Origin of the sequence: Sporocytophaga myxococcoides DSM 11118 (assembly GCF_000426725.1) — a bacterium.
GTDB classification, from domain to species: domain Bacteria; phylum Bacteroidota; class Bacteroidia; order Cytophagales; family Cytophagaceae; genus Sporocytophaga; species Sporocytophaga myxococcoides.
This window is the reverse complement of sequence record NZ_AUFX01000004.1, coordinates 113,834-134,505: the sequence shown is the minus strand read 5'-3', so window position 1 is coordinate 134,505 and position 20,672 is coordinate 113,834. Positions and strand designations below refer to the sequence as shown.

Here is a 20,672-nt window from a genome sequence, read left to right as displayed (position 1 = left end):
ATACATTAAATGAAATTTATCTTTTTACAACAAGCTTCTCCACCTTGGTTCCAGAGGAAGTATTCATTTTGCAAAAATATATTCCATCAGGAAGATCTGCTACATTCCATACCATTTCTATCTTCTGATATGTTCCTTCAAAGAGGTTTGAAACCAAAGAACCCTGGCTGTTATATATTGCAACCGAAAGAGTCTCATCGTCGGATTCCGGTATTGAAATATAGATTTTATCTGATGATGGGTTAGGATAGGCTGTTAGCTTCACACTTTCTGTTTCTCCCAATCTTGCTGCTGAGTTTATAACTGTGAAGTTATAGGTAAGTCCATGTCCTTGAGTTCCGGTAGCATTGCTGCCGGTATAAGGCCACGCGCTTAATGTATGATTTCCTAAAGTCAGAGTTCCGGGATTGTAATCGCCATTATTGTCGCCAAAATAAGCATACGGAGCAATGTTTTCATTTCTCACAATGCCGTCATAAACAAACTTTACACTTCCAATAGAAGCGGGAGCTACATTGGCCTTGAAATTAATATTATAAGGTAAATAGGCGAGGTCAAAAATTCTTCCATCATACAGTCCGTATACGACCTCCTGGTCATCGTCGGCATTTACAAGTGAAAAGTTTATTACAGCTTGTCCTGTAATGGTTATCTTAACTTCATCATAATCAGAAAGGTCTGACTGGTCGGTTGCTATGTATCGGAATATGTATTCTCCTGGTATGAAATTCTCTAAAACCAGTGTGTCTCTATTACTTCTAAATCTATTAGGGCAATATATAGGATCGCAAGGTGAGTCAGTACGCAATTGCCAGTATCTATGTGGTGCACCTTCATTAGGATCTGTCCAGGTTCCGGTTATTTTTACAATTCCTGCAGGATAGGAGAATGTCTGGTCTGGTCCCGCATCTACTATAGGTGCGACATTAGGAATAAATTCTTTAAGGAGGAAATTCACAGATGTAGAAGTCCCCTGTGGTCCTTTGCCACCGTTTCCAGTATAAGTAACTCCCGTTATTTTATACTGACCTGATGCTGTAGTCCATGCAGAATAGTCTCCATTATTATCTCCGGCAAGTGCATATGGTGCTGAGTTTTCTGTTCTTCTTGGAACGTCATTCACTTTTAGAACTACACTGCCTATACTTGAAGCTGGGTTGTATCTTATATTTATATTGCTACCTGCAGGTTTGAATAATGTGTCTCCTTCTCTGATGAGACCGATATCCTTATCTGTATCAGCATTTACAAGTGTAAAGTAAGGAACATTAGCGTTCGGTTTATCAGGATTATAAACCCATAACTTGAATTTCCCTGATGGAGTTTCAGATCCGGAAGCCTGCGTTGTAAAGTATAATGTTCCGTTTACTTCTGTGAGATTTTTTGAGTTAGGATAAGAATTTCCATTAGGATAAATATCCTTTGTTCTTCTTACAGACCCTGCTCCAGGATATCCGGAGGTCTCATATAATTGATTAAATTCTTCAGATCGTGAATCTGGATAAGACTCATTTGCATCTATATAAAGGAGTCGTTCTTTTACCTTTATAAATTCTTCATTTCCATCACTAAACGCATTGTTATAGTTAACAAGTCTTGTAGACCCATCAGGCGTTCCATCTGTTCTGCTTATCCAGGAAACGAAATAATCATACCCTTCTGTCAGGAGTAAAGCGTCATTTATCACGAATGAATAAAGCACTCCACCTCGCCAGTTGGGTGAATAATCTTTTATAAATTTTGTCCCTGCTTCAGTCCCGTCTGTGATATACAAATCTGTGCTATATTCAGTTGGATGGAAAAAAGCGAGTTGATTTTTTAAGATGAAACCTCCTGATAAACCAAATGAATATCCATCTATACTGATTTTTTTCACCAGAGTTGTTCCTGCAGCAGTCCCATTCGATTTCCAGAGTTCTGAGACATTAAAATCCCATTCTAAAGATTCAACATAGTTGGTAGCAATGTAGACTGTACCATTTAACTCATTCAATAAATAGGAAGGGTTTGGGAAGTCTTTAACTATAGTAGTGCCAGCAGCAGTACCATTGGTTTTCCAAACATCCACTCCTGTAGTTGCATTGGAGGCTGTAAAATAGAGTATATTTTCAGATATGACAGAGTGTTGGATGTTGATATTATCATTATAGCTTAGACTGGCATTTAATGAATTTGCACTGCCGGGATTGATATCCTTTACTAAAGAAAAGTTAAATGAGGAGTTGAGTTTCCAAAGCTCACCTCCAATAATTCCATCATCTGCTGCAAAGTAAAGGTTGTTCTGATAAGAAGTAATGGGTGAAATAGAATTGAAAGACCGGATTTTTACTGTCGTTGCATTGGTGCCTCCGGTTCTCCAGACTCCTATTGTGGAAGGAGAGTCTTGAGTGAAAAATATATTGGCACCATTAATTGTTAGAGCATTGCTGTTTCTGGGATAACTTACTGGTGTCTCACCAATTTTTTTCACAAAGGCGGTTCCGGCAGCCGTTCCATCAGATTTCCATAAAGAATCTCCAGCAAAGAAATATAGGTTCCCATTGCCTTCAAAGAAAGACTTGCTGGATTCAGGAAGTTCCTTCAGGAAAATTGGCTGAGAAAATAAATTTAAATACATTCCTATCCATAGGAAAGTGATAATGGTAATCTTTTTCATAGGATTTGTTTTAGGTTTTAAAAATGATTTAAATAAAATTCTGAATGCCAGCTATATACCAAAATATATTTAAATAAGTTGTATTGCCTGTAAAAAATAATGCAATAGTTGTTTTAAGGCATTTTGGAATTCATTCTATTTATATACAATTAGTTATATTAATTTTCTAATTTTCTCCTTATAACAGTTTGTTGAATCATGGTTTAATTATTTTTTTGATAAAAAAAATATTTTTGAAAAAGTGATATCTCTGATCAGACTGATTATTTAAAGAAATTAAAAGAATTAAAGAATGGTGTTTTGAGTGATTAAAGAGCACGATGGAAAGTGACTAATAAGCAATAGGGAATGTTCCCTTTGGAATTTAACAATGCCAAATTTGTCCGGGTTTAAACTTATAGTAAGCTCATAGTTGTGAGTGTTTGGAAGGATTGATAAAAGAGATTGAGATACTATGGCAAATAAAAAGCCCAATATATTAGTCATCTGGGGAGATGATATCGGTATTACAAACCTAAGCTGTTATTCAGACGGGTTGATGGGATACCGTACGCCAAATATAGATAGATTGGCAGATGAAGGTCTGAAGTTTACAGACTCTTATGGGGAGCAGAGTTGTACAGCGGGCAGGGCGTCCTTTATTACAGGACAAAGCGGATACCGTACAGGTTTAACCAAGGTTGGGATTCCAGCTTCTTCAATTGGTCTTCAAAAAGAAGATCCGACGATTGCAGAATTGCTTAAACCTCTTGGATATGCAACTGGTCAATTTGGTAAGAACCACCTGGGAGACTTGAATAAGTATCTTCCGACTGTTCATGGGTTCGATGAATTCTTTGGTAACCTTTATCACTTAAATGCTGAAGAAGAGCCAGAAATGGATGATTACCCGCCGGAAGAAGATTTTCCAAATTTCAGGAAGCAGTTTGGTCCACGTGGTGTAATCCATTCTTGGGCTACTGATGTTGATGACCCTACAGAACAACCAAGATGGGGTAGAGTTGGAAAGCAAAAGATCGAAGACACAGGTCCGCTTAATACAAAGAGAATGGAAACCTGTGATGATGAATTCGTAGATGCGGCGAAGAAGTTTATAAAGAAGCAGACTGACGCAGATACTCCGTTTTTCGTGTGGATGAATACAACCCATATGCACCTTTATACTCATACTAAGCCTGAAAGTGTTGGTCAGGCCGGAAGATGGCAATCCAGATATCATGATACAATGATTGACCATGATAAAAATGTGGGACAGCTACTGGATTATCTGGATGAGTTAGGTATTACTGAGGATACGGTTGTTGTGTACAGTACAGATAACGGACCTCACATGAATTCATGGCCAGATGGCGCCATGACACCTTTCAGAAGTGAAAAAGATACAAACTGGGAAGGTGCATTCCGTGTGCCTCAGCTTATTAGATGGCCTGGAAAAATAAAGGCCGGAGCCGTTTCTAACGAAATTGTTCAGCATCACGACTGGTTGCCTACTTTCCTTGCTATGGCTGGAGAGCCTGATATTGTTGAAAAGTTGAAGAAGGGGCATACTGCAGGAGATAAAAAATTTAAAGTTCACATAGACGGATATAATCTACTTCCTTATTTGACAGGAGAGGAAGAAAGAAGTCCGCGTAAAGGATTTATCTATTTCGATGATGATGGAAATCTGGTTGCTCTGCGTTATGATAACTGGAAAATGGTATTCATGGAACAAAGGGCTCCTGGTACGTTAAGGATCTGGGGCGAGCCATTTACACCATTAAGGTTGCCTAAGCTGTATAATTTGCGTACAGACCCTTTTGAGCGAGCAGATATAACTTCGAATACATACTATGACTGGTTCATTCACCATGCATATCTGATATATGCTGCGCAATCGATAGCTTTGGAATTTGCCAATACGTTTAAGGAATTTCCACCAAGGCAGAAGGCTGCAAGCTTTACGATAGATCAGGCATTGGAGAAAATGGCTGCTGCCAATGAGGTAAGGTTTACCGAAGAGGCTAAGCCAGTTGAACAAGACGATCAGAAAAAGTCCAAAGCTTTTACTCAGCGTGATAGTGAAAAGCAAGCTAAGAGTCAGACAAAATCTGATAAGCCGAAGGAAAAGAAAGAGTAGATGTGTTATGAAAAATTTAACAAAGGCCTTCATAATTGAAGGCTTTTGCTTTTATGGCTGTAGATAGAATCAAATGGCTAAGCTCTTCAGTATTTTTCATTATATTGAATGTTGAAAGATAAGCTCTTAAGGAGAATCTCATTTGCCATGGCTAAGTATTTAAAAGATGTAATGTTTGGAATACAAAAATCCAATAGGAAAGATGAGCTATCTGATGAGGAAAAGGCTATTTCAAAATATTGTTGGCTTATAGAGGAAATTTATAATTTTTATCTTCCATCTAAGATGGAAATTGGTAGCAATATCTGGCGATTTAAAATTTATTTAACTCCGGATAAAGCATTAGATAATACAACGGAAGAGCTCGGACTATGTAGAGATTATTACATTTATCTTGAAGATAGCTTTCTAAGCGCAAAGAATAATTATGAAGCTAAACTGACTTTGTTAAAGATCCTTTCAAAAGGAATAAATCACTGTTGTGATATTTACAAGTATTCTTTTGATGAGTTTAATCTGATTGAAGAAAAGATTATTAATGATGGTATTATTTTTAATAATTATTTTGAAAGTAAAAAGGTAAGTCCTGATAGAAAACATACAGGACAAATGCGTGGCTATCTTTCAGAAAATTATGATGAGAGAAAAGTTTTTTTAGACGTGACGGATAATAATGGAAATGTAAATTCTTTTTTAATCGGTAACTATTATTTCAGAGCATTTGATAGAGTTAAATGGCATGATACTAATATTGTCTTTGTTTATCATATTAATCCCATTCAGTCTTATAAAAGAAAAAAGGTGGCGGAGGATTATTATGCTGTGGATATAAGAACAGGTTTTGTGACTTATCATCCTGTAACAAGAGAAAGTATATTTGAGTATGGGGTAAAGCTTCTTACAGAGAACAGTTCGTATGAACTTGCTATACAATTAATTATTCAGGCAAAAGAAATGGGACATGGAAAAGCTGTAAATATTTTGAAAAATTTAGAAATCAATCCTGCCCTTAGGGATAAAAAATTATTATTACAACAGCCTAAACAGAAATAAAATTTTTACCACCTTCTACTTTATTATCCCTTTGTTATTATTCGCACTAAGGGACCTTTTAATTACTATTTTTCCCTCAAAAACAAATTCTTATTATGCTCTGTTTATTTGATGACAGAAGAGACTACTCCTTGAATTTGTAATCTTCTTTTTGTCGGTCATATCAATTAGAGAAGTTTTAAAAAAAATCTTTATGGCTTTTAACCCAAAAAGTGTATCCAATAAGGTGAGATGGACTTTGCTTCTTTTGGTCCTGTCAGCAATCAGTGTCGGAGGATTAATGGCTTATGTGCGAGAGCCTAATCGTCCTGTAGCGCATAAAAGTGAAAAGAGATCTCCTTCAAAAGGTGTAGTGAATAAGGATGCTGAAAGGATTTTAAAATCAATGAGCGATTACATGAATAACCTCAGTGAATTTTCATGCAAGTCTAATGGCTATTTTGAATACATTGACGACTCTACAGATCAGAAGATTCAAATGAATAATACAAGTTCGACATTTGTTAAAAGGCCGAATAAGATAAAAGTAGAGCGCAAGGGAGATGTAGCTGATATGGAGTATTTTTATGATGGCAAGCAGATTACTGTATTTGGTAAAAAGCTGAAATACTATGCTCAGGCAGATGCTCCTGATAATATAGATAAAGCCATAGATTTTGGTAGGGATGCCCTTAATATTGAAACACCCGGTGCTGATTTGTTCTATACTAATCTTCAGAAAGGATTAATGGAGGATGTGATTTCAGGAATATATGTTGGCAAAGGTTGGGCAGGTGGTAAAGAATGTCATCACCTTGCTTTTAAAGGAAATGAAACAGACTGGCAGATTTGGGTTGAAGATAGTCCAGCGCCTCTTCCGAGAAAGTATGTTATTACTTCCAAAAAAATAGAGCAATCACCGGATTACAGCATCGAAATAAATGAATGGAATACTAGTCCCAAATTAAGTAGTGATTTATTTACTTTTAAAGCTCCTAAAGGGGCTAAGAAAATAAATTTTATTAAAAATAATATTTCTGAAGAAGCTAAATCTATCCGGTAAATCATATGTCATTTATAAGAAAATATTGCCTGGCAATCATGTTATTCTTTGTTGCCTCATTAGTAGCAGATGAAGTCTATGCACAGTTCGGGACAAGCAGACGTGTCGCAAGGAGAACATCAAGAAGAACTTCAAGAAGGGTGAATAGGAGATACAATGCAGGAACGGTGGCAGCACTTCCTCCAGGATGTGTAGCAGGAGCAGATTGCAATGGAACTCGTTATGAACCTTATTATGACGGTACTACAGTTGTATACGAACCTTATTAATATATATTCAAGAGCCCTTCACAAATTGACGGGCTCTTGAAAAATTTAAAATTTATTTTTTTAGGATTGTAAAATGGTCAATTGTATTGTCTGCAAGTATTTCTACCACATAAATTCCCGCAGGTACTTCCTTATTAAAAATAAATAGATTTTTGTTCAATTCGTCCTCAGAAGCTGTCCAAACAATAACGCCGTTCAAATTTGTCATGGTTATTTTCTGAACCGTTTTGTAGTTGCTCAGGTCAAAGTTTATTTCGCTCTCGAACGGATTAGGAAAAGCTAAAACAGTTGACTTTGAAGCTGCAGCCAGAGTGGAAGGGGTTAAGTTTGCCCTGGTAGGTGTGATTGCTTTGAAATAGATATTATCAATCCTGAATCCACCTTTATCAAAGTATAGTTTAAGCACTTGTTCACCTTGTGTCAAGTAAACATTATTAATGGTTACTATTTGGGTTGCTGTGCTTGCTATAACTGGGATGTTTACTATAGGGGTAATTGATGTATTGCCCTTTTCGAAATGCAGTTTCCCGTTACCATTACTTGAAGAACATTTAAGCTCAATGTTTACATACCCTGTGATAGTAGAAGTTACAGAATATTTCAGCCATTCATTATCCTGAATTCCGTCTACCCATCTTTCATATGTATATATTTCCTGCACATCGACGCCATCGTTTCTAAATGTATTGAACTGATTTCCAGACGTTAGGTCGTGATAAGCAAGACCTTCACCACCCTGGTCATAAGCTTCTGCTTCTATATAACTGGGTATCAGAACAGGATAAGGTGACCAGGATACTTGTTCTCCGTTCACTGGGTCTCTGAGTAGCTCGCTGGTTGGGATCACCTGTTTATAAATTCCAGGTCCTGAATAAGAGACAGAGAGGCTTTCCCCACCTGTTTTTTCAAAATATTCTACTGTTATATAATGTTTCCCGTCTTCCAGCCAAATATTACCTGTTTTCTCAATTGTTCCATGTGTTCCGTCATTTATGACAACAAGATTTCCATCCACGTATAGTTTAGTTCCATCATCAGAACTTGTAAAGAATTTGTATTGTCCTGAAAGCGGAAATTCTATATAAGAAGAAAATCTTACTGCAAAATTATCTGATGCTCTATTATATATTCCCAGACCAAAGTTAGAAATAATGCCTGTGCTTTTATATGAAAGATTATTGAAATTTGCAGGGAGCATATCATAACTTCCTTCATGATATTCATATTTAGCTCCTGACAGAAGTTTGTTGTCTTTGAATATCTCAGGAGCTAGTACTATATCCTTATGATAATATTCAGGATATATTTCATTATTGCTATAATCATCTGTTATCTTGAGGTTAAGTCCTTGAGATCCTGTTGCCTCAATATATTCGACAACAATAGGGTAGTACCCGCTTTCAAGAGAAACTTTCTCATAGACCGATCTCAAACCGGAATGTCCGTCATTGTCTATGACAAGTTTACTCCCTATAAATAATCTTGACCCATCATCAGATAAAAGAGTGAATTTATATAAAGAAGGACCATTAATTTTTATATATCCGGTAAATTTTACTGCAAAATTATCCGCTCGGGAAGGTATGATACTCAGGTCTGGGCCGCTATAAGTAATGCCACTGAAAACAGGAGTTAAATTATTAAAGTTGGGTAACACAGTATAGTTTCCTTCATAATAATCATAAAGAATATATTTTTTTTTGTTTAGAGTATCCTGTTCCGCGATAAGCTTTTTGTAATAGTAAAAAGTTGTATATGCGGAATTAACAACTTGTCCATTTAAATTAGTTGCTCTTATGTAAATGGTATGCTGACCATCAGAGAATGTTGAAATAGAAAGTGAATGACTTCCATTACTTCCATTTGACTGTCCGATCTTAATGTTGTTTTCAAAGTATTCCACTAATGAAACAGCTGATGCAGAGTATATGTCTGTTGTTATTGTTACTACATCCTTGTCTAAAATCGTTGTTCCGTTTTCAGGATACGCAATATTTGCAATGAACGGATTTTGGCTAATAGGAGGGACAATGCCTCTTATCAGGTAATTGCCTATTGATCCGTAATCGGAGTAGCCATCAGTCAGCGGATTTCCTGAGCCTACACCATCTATTCTCAGATAATATGTTCCGGGCGTTAGTTCTATATCTAGGGATGCATTCATACCGGGCGGATTTGATGTGGCTATGACTGTTCCTGCTGAATTGAGCAGGTCTGCCTTTATGTCAAGGTTGGCAATCGGATATCCAGAAAGGGGGGCGGTTGTTGATATGGTTAAAGACAATATTCCCCCGTCTGTTGTAAATTTTAGAACATCAACATCTGTGCTTTTGGTAATCATCCCTTTTTGATTAACTGTATATTGGCCCAGTGCTCTGGTTGCTCTTAAAGCATTGGCTGTAACTGTAGTATTTCCATAATCATCGGGTTTATATCCCATATTGTTTCCAGGATGACTGATGGTTTTTAGATCATCCTGGATGTTATTAGCAGATAGGTATTCCCCTTTTGAGAATTGGACAATGTCTTTGGTCAGGGCACCTCCCATTATCGGACCCCAATTATTATGCCCGGGAAAGTGTTCTACATATGCGCCGCTAATAGGGTTTGAACCACCGTCATGTTCAAGTCCCAAGGTGTGACCTACCTCGTGGGTGGCTGCTTCAGCAGCACCTTTGGGAGTGAGATGATATGTCCATGAAGGACAGAAAAATTTCCAAGTAAATGATCCTATCCTGGCAACGCCTCCGGAGCCATCGTTATCAACTCTTGTAGGAGTGATGATATTCATATGTTTTGCTCCAAAAGGTTTGGAGTCATAATAGGCTCGGTCATTCGTAACATCTACATTGAAGGGAGCATAATCTTCTGCAACAATATTCATGACCACTTTAATGTCATCCGCAGTGAGACCGGAAGGTAAGGCATTAATAGGTTGTCCTCCATTCCAGGATGGGCTTACAACATATTCTCCATCAAAATCCAGGTAAATGGTAGCGGGAGCGTTGATATTACTGTGGAAAATAGTACTGGGAGTTGATACTGCTGTTGCTCGCTTAGATTTGTGAACAGGAGCTTTTGAAGAACTTACACAAATGATTTTATTAATAGGAGTTTTTTCCAGAATGACGGAGCCTGCATCATCAGTTCTATATTTGTAGGCTGTTTTTTTATCTGATAAAATGATTGTGCCGGTTACCTTGTTGTTATTTACTTCCAATACTACATTTGAATGTTCTTCTCCTAAAACCTTTCCGGAATAAATTTCAAGGTTTGCGTTATTACCAAAAGCTTTCAGATTGGAAGTTAATGAACCTTCATTGTTAAGTTTAAATGGTTCTGGACTCTTTCTTAGCTTTGATTGATTGCTATGTGCTCTCAAGCTTTTGAGAAAGTCATTGATATTATTGATATTTTCAGCTCCTACGTCTTGTGCTTTCAGAGAAAGACTTCCAGTCAGCAAAGAGAGGAAAAAGAAAATTGATTTTATGTATTGCTGTTTCATTTGTTTTATTATTATGGTAAAGAAGAGAGGGAGCAATTGATGGCAAGAAGAAAAGAAGGCTGACTCTTCAATAACAGCCTTCTTTCAATTAATATTAAAAATTATTTTTTGATGATAGTCGAATGAGAAACTTTATTGTCAGATATAATTTCTAAGACATACATTCCTGATGGAAGTGCTTCTCTGAAAGTATAGAGATTTGACTTTAATTCTCCATTAGAAGTTTTCCAGATCTCAGTACCATTGATAGAAAATATCTTTAATTCTTTCACATTTTCAAAACCTGTCAGGTCTATATTCAGTTGATCATCAAAGGGGTTTGGATAAGCAATCGCCTGGATGTTTCTTGTTTCCCCTGTAGACTCTGAGTTATCAGCTCTGGTAGCTGTTGCATCCTGGGTTTGTATGTAATCTAACTTAAAACCTCCTTTGTCAAAGAAAATTCTGATTATCTGTTCTCCTGCATTGAAGTTAATATTAGGTATAGTAACTGTCTGCCAAGGCTGACCGTTGGTTATAGCCGGAATATTTATTGTTGGAGTAATGGCAACACCATTTCTTTCAAAATGGATTTTACTTGTTCCATTTCCAGATGAGCAAATAACATTGATATTTACAGGTCCGCTTTTATATGCATTAACTGTATATTCGATCCATTCCCTGTCTTGTATTCCGCTTACGAGATAATCATTGGACGTCAATGGATTTATATTGACGTCTACTCCATCATTTCTAAATAGGTTAAATTGATTTCCGGCTGTACTATCGTGATATGCGTAACCTTCTCCTCCCTGGTCATAATTTTCTGCAAGAATGATTCCTCCGGGAACAATTGGTAATTCATTAAAATAGGCTACTTGTTCACCTGTAACAGGCATTCTGCTTAGGACTGTTGTCGGGATAACCTGTTTGTAGACCCCAGGTCCTGAATATGAAACGGTAAGGGTTTCACCACTGGAAGTTTTTTCAAAATATTCAACTCGTATTTTATGTTTACCTCTCCATAGCCATATACTTCCGTTTCTTTCAACTGGCGCATGAGTGCCATCGTTTGAAACAACGAGGATATCATCTATATATAATTTTGATCCGTCGTCAGAATTTGTAAAGAATTTATATTCTCCTGTGTATGGCAGGTTAATGATGGCAGTATATCTTACCGCAAAATTATCTAAAGTTCTTCCCGGGATGCCGAGATTAAAATCTTGTATTGGTCCGGTACTTTTAAATGATAACAGGTTAAAATCCGGAAGCTGATTATATGAGCCTTCATTATATTCATATTTTACTCCAGAAACCATTTTATTTGCAACAGGGGGACCCAATTTCGGAATGATATCATCATGATAAAATTCCATATATGCTTCCTGGCCATCGTAATCGTTAAATGCTTTAAGTGTAAGGGTTTGGCTGGCAGTAGCCTCATAATATTCAACGGTTATAGGATAAAGTCCCGGACTAAGTGCGACTTTCGCTGTTACTTCTTTTGCCGCGTGGTTTCCATCATTGTTAATCAGAAGTTTGCTTCCCAGATACAATTTTGAGCCATCATCTGAAGTAAGGGAAAACTTATATAACATGTCGTAATAAACATATATATATCCTGTAAAACGAATTGCAAAATTATCAGCCCTGGTAGGTAAATCTGTAAGATCTATTCCATAACTTGTTCCTTTATACAAAGGGATGATTGTATTGAAGTTTGGAAGAGCAGTATATGTGGCTTCGTGATATTCATAGATAAGGTCAGACTGTTTATTCCCATTGTCAGCAACTGGTGTTAGTTTTGGATAAACTTTAAAGTTAACAGTTGGAGAAGTTGTTACCTGCCCTCCTGAATTGTATGCTTTTACATATATGCTATGAGCTCCCTCGGCTGGGACAAAGGTTAGGTTATGGCTGCTGCTTGTTGTGACGCTTTCACCTATTTTAACTCCATTGTCAAAATATTCTACTTTTATCACTGGAGTGGGTGAAGATAAATCCGGCTTTATATTTATTGAGGCAGGACTTATCAATTCGCTTCCCTCTATGGGATATCTTATATCTGCAAGCAATTGGTATAGTACTGCCCCATATATTGTACCTGTAATATTGTATGTTCCTATAGATCCGTAATCTGAATAACCATCGGCATATGGATTTCCATTACCTGTTCCTTCAATTTTGAGATAATACGTCCCTGCGGGTAAGGTTCCATTAATCAGAGCATCCATGCCTGTGGGCTGATTAGCTCCTGATATAAGAGTTCCGGAGGAATTAAGAAGTTCTACACTTATATCCAGGTTTGCCACAGGAATGCCATATTGGGGCGATGCGGCTTTAATATTTAAATAAATGCTCCCTCCATTGGTTGTAAATTTAAACATGTCGGTATCATTATTTTGGGCGATGATTCCTTTTTGATCAATAACCCCTATATTCCCTCCGGCAGTTGAGATATATCTGAGGGTATATGCATTATAAATGTTATTACCAAAATCATCCATTTTGTATCCCATCTTATTCAGCGGTCTGGCTATAATAGATAAATCATCCTGAAGGTTACTGGCACTGGTGTATTGTCCCCTCGACCATTGTGATACTGCCTTATCAAAAGCGGCTCCCATAATTGGTGCCCATATTCCCTGGCCCCAGTAATAATCATATTTGGGACTTAAAAGTCCATCATGTGCGAGGCCAAGAGTATGACCAATTTCGTGAGAGGCTGTTTCGCCCGCTGCTTTAACAGTAAGGTTGAATGACCAGGATGGGCAGAAGTAATTTCTGGTAAATGAGTTTAATTGAGCAACACCACCATCTTCCGGAGAGGCTGTAGTTGTGGGAGTAAAAATATTCATATGTTTTACCCCAAAAGGTTTGGAGTCGTAATAGGCTCTGTCTGTTGTTATGTCTACATTGAATGGGGAAAAATCTTCTGCAACAATGCTCCATATCGTATAGATGTCCTCCGGGCTCAGGTTTGACGGCATTGCATCAATAGGATTTCCTTGATTCCAGTCAGGACAAACAACATATTCTCCATCAAAATCCAGATAGACCGTTGTTGGAGCATTGATGTTGCTATGTAGTTTGGTGATATCTGCAGGGACACTGGATGTAGCACTCAATGCTCTTTTGTTTTTGTTCGCTCGTGCTTTTTTAAAATCAACACATATTACTTTGTCAATGTCTTCTTCCTTCAGAATTACTTCGTCATTTTGGTTGGTACTATATCGGAATGCTGTTTTTTTTTCAGTGTTAATGATTGTCCCTGAAACTTTTCCTTCCTTAATTTCTATCACAACATTAGATAATTTGACTCCAACTATCCCTCCGGTATAAATTGTTACTTCATCATCATCTTGGAAGGTTTTAAGGTTGGCATTGAGTTTTCCATCATTACCCAATGGAAATGATTGGTCTCCGCTTCTGACATTCTTTTGAGCAGTCTGATTTTGTTTTAATTTTTCAATAAAATCTTTTGCCCTGCCAAGTTGTTCAGTATTCCCTCGCTGCTGGGCAGAGAGCTTAAGACTTGTGGAAAATGCAATGCAAAGCAATAGCATTGTTTTGGAATAGATGTGTTTCATATAGAATAGATTTAAATGTGCTAAGAATGATAGTAAGTGGAGACGAATTTTTGTTGCTTTTTATAAATAATACTTCACTCAGTGGTAGGGCGCAAAAAAAATAAAATGTTACAGAAGGATAATGAAAAGGTGAAAAGCTAGATTATTAGTTTTTTTATAATTGTAAATTCTCTGCTGATCATCATAAAATGTAGCCTGTCCTTTAGTATAGGTTAGATCTCAGCTAAAACATTTACTCCTCTTATGTCTTTAAAAAATAAAGCCAGAAGTCTCTTCTGGCTTTTGTATTATTTCTTATGGTTGAATGTTCGTTTATTAATTTTTTCTGTCTATTCCTTGTCTTTCAATCATCCATCCAGGATATTCAAGAGGAAGCTTGCTGACTTCGTCGAGCTTTTGAAGCTCTTCTTCAGTGAATTTTACTTCGATTGCTTTCAGATTGTCATCCAGTTGTTCCGGTTTATTTGCGCCAATGATTACGGTGCTTACAGAAGGCTGATGAAGTAACCATGCTAATGCAAGTCGAGCCACAGATGTTTCTTTTTCTTTGGCCATTGTGCTTAATGTATCTACTACATCAAATGCACGGTCTTTATTTACCGGTGGAAAGTCAAAATTTACTCTTCTTCCTCCTTCCGAATTTTCTCCATTCCTTGTGTACTTGCCACTGAGCAGTCCTCCTGCTAAAGGGCTCCATACCATAAGCCCCATATGCTGATCTTTCAATACAGGTATAATTTCACGTTCCAGATCTCTGCCGGCAATTGTGTAATATGCCTGTAAAGAAATAAATTTTGCAAGCCTGTGATAGTTGGAATAGGCTGCAGCTTTCATTATTTGCCATGCTGCATGATTGCTACAGCCAATGTAGCGTACCTTTCCGCTTTTTACCAGTGTATCTAATGTGTCTATGATTTCTTCAATAGGGGTTAAGGGGTCATAACCATGTATCTGATAAAGGTCTATGTAGTCTATATTCAAACGCTTCAGACTATTTTCAGCTTCTTGGATGATGTGCTTTCTGCTCAGTCCGACACCATTAGGTTTATCACTCATTTTACCTCTTACTTTCGTAGCAATAATAAGGTCATCACGATTAAGGCCAAGATTACGAATCGCCTTTCCTGTCATTGTTTCTGACAAGCCTTCAGAATATACATTGGCAGTGTCAATAAAATTGATACCTGCATCAACAGACCTTCCGATAAGTTTGTCAACAGCATCTTGTTCAAGAGAACCGATAGCTGTCCAGAATCCTTTACCACCAAATGTCATAGTGCCCAGGCACAATTCAGATACCTTAAGCCCTGTATTGCCTAATAAATTGTACTTCATGATTTTAGCTAGGTTTAAAATTTATATTACAAATGTAGAGGCATTTGCAAAGTGTGCCTAACGAGAATCAAAGTAAAAATTATAAAAATCAAAGAATTATTTTCTAAGCGAAAGGGGAGTTCTTCCGGCGTTTTTTTTAAAGAAATTATTAAAATAGGTAGGGTAAGCAAATCCAAGACAATAGGAAATATCAGCCACACTCCAGTCTGTATTTAGCAACAAAGCTTCTGCTTCATTAATGATACGTTCTGTTATATGAGTTGTGGTAGATTTGCCTGTTACCGTGCTGATCGCATGATTAAGATGGTTTACATGAATAGATAAATGAAATGCATAGTCTGCAGGTTTTCTTAATTTAAGAATTCTCTCAGGGGAATCAATAGGAAACTGTCTTTCGAGTAAATCCATAAATAATCCTGCGATTCGGGTCGTTGCGTCATGTTGTTTTATACTAGAGGTAACAGGCTGCATCTTAAGTACCTCATAAATCAATAAGCTCACATAGTTCCGGAGTATATCATATTTATGCTGATATTCGGAATTGATTTCTTCCAGCATCTTTTCATAAAGTTCATGGATATGTGGTAGTTGTGACTCAGTAGGAAAAAAGACGGTATTTTGTCCCACTTTAAAAGGAGGTAATTGCAGGATATCCTGACGGCCTCCGTTTTTAAAAAACTCATCAGTGAAAATGCACATATATCCTGTTCCCCATGGGCCGGCACTTTCAAATGAATAAGGAACAAGAGGATTAGAAAAAACTATTGCAGGTCTGTCGATATGGATAGTTTTGTTTGCATAATGGAGATGGCCTTCACTTGGTATAATCCATATTTTATAGTAGTCCCTGCGGCTATAAGGTAATATTTTCTGACCAGAAGCTGAATATTTCTGTACATTAAACTGTGCGCGTTTAATTTGAGACAAGTCTAAAACTGATTTTTGCATCTCAGGGTATTTCTTTTTTTCAAATTTAATAGAATCAAAGAATTTTAAAACAGGTTCCGTTTTTATGTCTACTTCAATTACTTCAGGACTTTGGTATTTTACTTTGGTTGATTAAATAGGAGCAAGTTTAAATTTAGTTTTTTTGAAACAAAAGATTTTTGTTTTCTTAACAGGATAATAAATGCCCTTTAACAAATAATATAATAGCTGGTTAAGGATCTGTACTTTTAATTGAAACTGAGTGGCTTGAGGTTCGGCCAGATATGTAAGGCTACAACATTAACCGGAATGAGAAATAAGGGAAGAGAAAATAGTGTCAATCAGCAGGACTTCCTTAGCGAGGGAGGATTAATGGGGGAGTTAATGCGGGAATTTAGTTGGAGCACCCATCCATTAGGTGATCCTGACAAATGGCCTCAAAGTTTAAAGACCCTGACAAAGCTTCTTTTACATTCAGCACTTCCGATGTCTTTATGGTGGTCAAAGGATCTTTATCTGATATACAATGATCCCTTTATCCAGGCATTAGGAGATAAACATCCGGAGGCCTTAGGGGCTCCAGTCACTTCGATTTGGAGGGAAATCTGGGCTGAACTACAATCTTTTATCGAAGAAATTTTAAATGAAGGAAAGACTTTTTATACGGAAAATCTCATGTTGCCTCTTAAAAGGGATGGAATATATGAAGAGACCTATTGGACTTTCTCCTGCAGTCCTGCACATGATAATGATGGTAATATCAGTGGCGTTTTTTGTACTTGTTTTGAAGGAAGTAAAAGGGTACTGGAGGATAGGCGTATTCTGACTTTGAAAAATATTGCAGGGGTTAATGCCCAGGCTATGACTATAGAAAGTGTCAGTAAAGAAATCTTTAGCATTATTGAGAAGAATGAAATAGATATTCCATTTGCACTTATTTACTTGATTGATGAGGAAGAAGAGTTTGCTAGTCTTCTGGGTAAGTCAAAAAACCTTCCTCACTCTGCTGCCCCTTTAATCATCCGGCTAGAAGATCCTTCCATGAATAAACAATTGCCCCTTAATAAGATATTAAAGGATAATAAAAGTTTAATTATAGATGATTTTGCCAACAATTACTGGTCCATTTATAACAGATCAGATCAGCTCATCGAAAAGGTTGTTGTGATGCCTATTTTTAAATATGGAAAAGAATACCTATCAGGATTTTTCATTTCAGGGATTAATCCCAGACTGAATTTTGATATTAATTACCGCAATTACTTGGAGTTGGTTGCTGGCAAACTTGAATTGCTTATTACAAGTATAAGAGCTCAACAAGCTGAACTAAAATGTTTAAATACATTGGAAGAAGTAGACCGTGTAAAAAACATTTATTTTAAGAGTGAAGAGCTTTTCAGGACCACTTTTGAAGGAGCTGCTGTTGCTGTAATAATTACAGATCTGAATGGTTTCTTTTTGAAGGCGAATAAATCAGCATCAAAGATGTTTGGATACACAGAGGATGAATTGGTAACACTTTCTGTAGCTGATATAACTCACCAGGATGATAAAAAGAAGAGTTATGAGTTAATGAATAATCTGAAGGGTGGACAATTATCGTCGTATGTGTTTGAAAAAAGATATATCAGAAAGGATAAAACAGTAGTCTGGGCACTGACCAGTGTTGCGATCTTAAAGGATCAACAGGACAATCCATTGAATTTTGTTGCAGTGATTGAAGATATTACTGATAGAAAGAGAATTCAATCTATTCTGCAAGGCCAAAAGCTTGCGCTTGAAAAGGCTGTGAACGGTGAATCCCATACTGCAGTTCTTGAAACCATTGCATTAACAGCAGAAGAGCAATCAAATAATAAACTTTTCGCATCCATACTCTTGCTTGAAAATGATGGCAAACGCTTACTGCATGCAGCTGCACCAAGTCTTTCGAAAAATTATATTGAGACTATTGATAAGATTCAGATAAACTCGGGCAACCCTTTTGGAGCAACAGCAATTTCTGGAAAGGACGTGATGGTTTACGATATTGAAAAAGATCCTTTATGGAATGAATTCAAAGATATTGCAATGTCAAATAACCTTAGAGCGTGCTGGTCTGCACCTATCTGGTCGTCGAAGGGTAGCTTGCTTGGCGTCTTTGTTCTTTATTACTCAGAGAAAAATATCCCTGATATTAATGATAAGGAGATGGTTGATCTTCTTTCTCGTACAGCCGGTATTGTTACAGAATGGCATATGGATATAATAAAAAGGATGCAAAGCGAAGAACGACTTAGTTTTGCCATGAGAGCTTCTGAACTGGTAGGTACATATGACTGGCATATTCAACCAAATCTGATTTTTGCGGATAAAAAATTTAATTCTTTATTCTCCGTAAATTCTGATGAAAGTGAAAAGGGAAGACCTATGGAAGAATATTTGAAATGTATTCATCCTGATGATATTGAAAAACTTAAAAAACATATATATAAAACATTAGATACCGGAGAAAAATTTTCCCTAGAGTACAGAATTAAACTGAAGGATGGAAAAGTTAATTGGGTTATAGGGAGGGGTGAATGTTTGTTTGATGAAGAGGGAAGACCTTGGAGATTAACTGGTGTCGTGGTTGATATTACTGATAGGAAGAATGCAGAGGAAGCATTAAGAGAAAGTGAAGAGCACTTGAAAGCTTTAGTGATGGCTTCGTCGGAAGTTATTTACCGAATGAGCCCAAAGTGGGAGACGATGATTTATATGGACGGCCGGAATTTTCTTCTGGATACCGGAGTTCCTATTCATGACTGGATGGAAAAATATATTCCATTGGAGGATCAGAAAATTGTAGTGCAAGAAATAGAGAATGCGGTGAAAGAGAAAAGAGTTTTCCAATTGGAACATCACGTAGTAAGAGCTGATGGATCGGTCGGATGGGCCTTTTCACGCGCAATTCCTATTATTAATAATAAAGGAGAGATTCTCGAATGGTTTGGTGCTGCAAGTGATGTAACAGAACGTAAACGACATGAAAGGATACTTCTTCAGAGTGAAGAACACTTCCGTACTTTTGCAAATAATATCCAAAACCTTGCCTGGATGACGGATCCTACAGGCTGGACATACTGGTATAACGAAAGATGGTATAATTATACTGGAACTACTTTTGAAGAAATGGAAGGTTGGGGATGGAAAAAGGTTCACCACCCAGACCACATTAACAGAGTTATTCAGTTTATTGATGAATCTTTAAAGAAAGGGGACTCCTGGGAATTAACTTATCCTTTAAGAAGTTCGACTGGCGATTATAGATGGTTTTTAACTCGTGTATATCCTGTAAAAAATGATGATGGTAAAATTATCAGATGGATTGGCACTAATACGGATATTGATAATCAGAAGAAGGCTGAATCTGCACTTGCGGAAACTAATATTGAGCTTATTAAAATAAACAACGATCTGGATAATTTTATTTATACAGCTTCCCATGATTTAAAGGCTCCTGTGATAAACCTTGAAGGCCTTTTTACCGCATTTTTAAGTGAGATTGAGTTAAGTGATGATTTAATAGCGATAAAGTCCATGATTGATGCTTCTTTTTCTACATTTAAAAGTACTATAAGAGATCTGACAGAAATCATTAAAGTCCAGAAGGGAAGCTCCACAGATGATCAGGAAATAATTAAATTTTCCGAGATTATTGAAGAAGTTAAACTTGGAATTAAAGATCAGATAGAGAAGAATGGTGCAGAAATAAAGAGTTCATTAGATGTGGAAGAAATAAAATTCTCAAGAAAAAATCTGCGGAGTATTTTTTATAATTTCATTTCCAATGGAATTAAATATGCAGACCCAAAGCGAAAATCAATTATTGAGATCTCAACAACTGAAAACGATGATTTTATTTTGATAACATTTACTGACAATGGCTTGGGTATTTCTGAAGAAAATAGAACTAAAATGTTTTCCATGTTTAAACGATTTCATGATCATGTGGAAGGGACTGGAATCGGCCTTTATATTGTAAAGAGAATTGTTGATAATGCAGGTGGCAGAATAGAGGTGGAAAGCAAACTTGGTAAAGGTTCTAGCTTTAAGGTTTATTTAAAGAAATTAAGTCAGTAGAAAAGCGTAAGCGTTTTTTTCATAAAGTTTGATTGTTTGTTGCAGGTTATAATTGAGGTAATGTTAAGAAATGAAATTAGGAATCTGGTG

General features: G+C 36.8%; 10 protein-coding genes. 5 read left to right on the top strand and 5 right to left on the bottom strand.

Translation table 11 applies throughout. The features are described 5' to 3' along the window. Positions 1–16: 16 nt before the first annotated feature. Positions 17–2,656, bottom strand: a complete 2,640-nt coding sequence (locus K350_RS0103445) for a T9SS type A sorting domain-containing protein (RefSeq protein ID WP_028978703.1) — start codon at positions 2,654–2,656, stop codon at positions 17–19. A gap of 454 nt (positions 2,657–3,110) precedes the next feature. Here K350_RS0103445 and K350_RS27250 point away from each other — a divergent pair, with 454 nt between their 5' ends. The 4 genes from K350_RS27250 to K350_RS0103420 all read left to right on the top strand — a co-directional run bounded on the left by K350_RS27250 (position 3,111) and on the right by K350_RS0103420 (position 7,139). Continuing rightward, complete coding sequence (locus tag K350_RS27250) at positions 3,111–4,775, top strand: arylsulfatase (RefSeq protein ID WP_081670878.1); 1,665 nt, start codon at positions 3,111–3,113, stop codon at positions 4,773–4,775. Positions 4,776–4,922: 147 nt separating this feature from the next. Further along, positions 4,923–5,828: a hypothetical protein gene (locus K350_RS0103430; RefSeq protein WP_156026905.1), complete on the top strand. Its 906-nt coding sequence runs from the start codon at positions 4,923–4,925 to the stop codon at positions 5,826–5,828. Between the two features lie 193 nt (positions 5,829–6,021). Then, positions 6,022–6,870, top strand: a complete 849-nt coding sequence (locus K350_RS27245; protein ID WP_051312838.1) for a DUF2092 domain-containing protein — start codon at positions 6,022–6,024, stop codon at positions 6,868–6,870. Between the two features lie 5 nt (positions 6,871–6,875). Next, positions 6,876–7,139 (top strand): hypothetical protein, encoded by a 264-nt coding sequence (locus K350_RS0103420; RefSeq protein ID WP_028978701.1) that lies wholly within the window; start codon positions 6,876–6,878, stop codon positions 7,137–7,139. A 52-nt stretch (positions 7,140–7,191) separates the two neighbouring features. Here the strand turns inward: K350_RS0103420 and K350_RS0103415 are convergent, their stop codons facing one another. The 4 genes from K350_RS0103415 to K350_RS0103400 form a co-directional block, all read right to left on the bottom strand. Then, positions 7,192–10,644: a PA14 domain-containing protein gene (locus tag K350_RS0103415; RefSeq protein ID WP_028978700.1), complete on the bottom strand. Its 3,453-nt coding sequence runs from the start codon at positions 10,642–10,644 to the stop codon at positions 7,192–7,194. 101 nt (positions 10,645–10,745) lie between these two features. Then, positions 10,746–14,216, bottom strand: coding sequence for a PA14 domain-containing protein (locus K350_RS0103410; RefSeq protein ID WP_028978699.1), 3,471 nt, complete (start codon positions 14,214–14,216; stop codon positions 10,746–10,748). Positions 14,217–14,531: 315 nt separating this feature from the next. Then, positions 14,532–15,551 (bottom strand): aldo/keto reductase, encoded by a 1,020-nt coding sequence (locus K350_RS0103405; protein WP_028978698.1) that lies wholly within the window; start codon positions 15,549–15,551, stop codon positions 14,532–14,534. Positions 15,552–15,647: 96 nt separating this feature from the next. Further along, positions 15,648–16,499, bottom strand: a complete 852-nt coding sequence (locus tag K350_RS0103400; protein WP_051312837.1) for a helix-turn-helix domain-containing protein — start codon at positions 16,497–16,499, stop codon at positions 15,648–15,650. Positions 16,500–16,787: 288 nt separating this feature from the next. On the opposite strand from K350_RS0103400, the gene K350_RS0103395 reads away from it, so the two are divergent. Next, positions 16,788–20,582, top strand: coding sequence for a PAS domain S-box protein (locus K350_RS0103395; protein ID WP_156026903.1), 3,795 nt, complete (start codon positions 16,788–16,790; stop codon positions 20,580–20,582). Positions 20,583–20,672 lie beyond the last annotated feature (90 nt).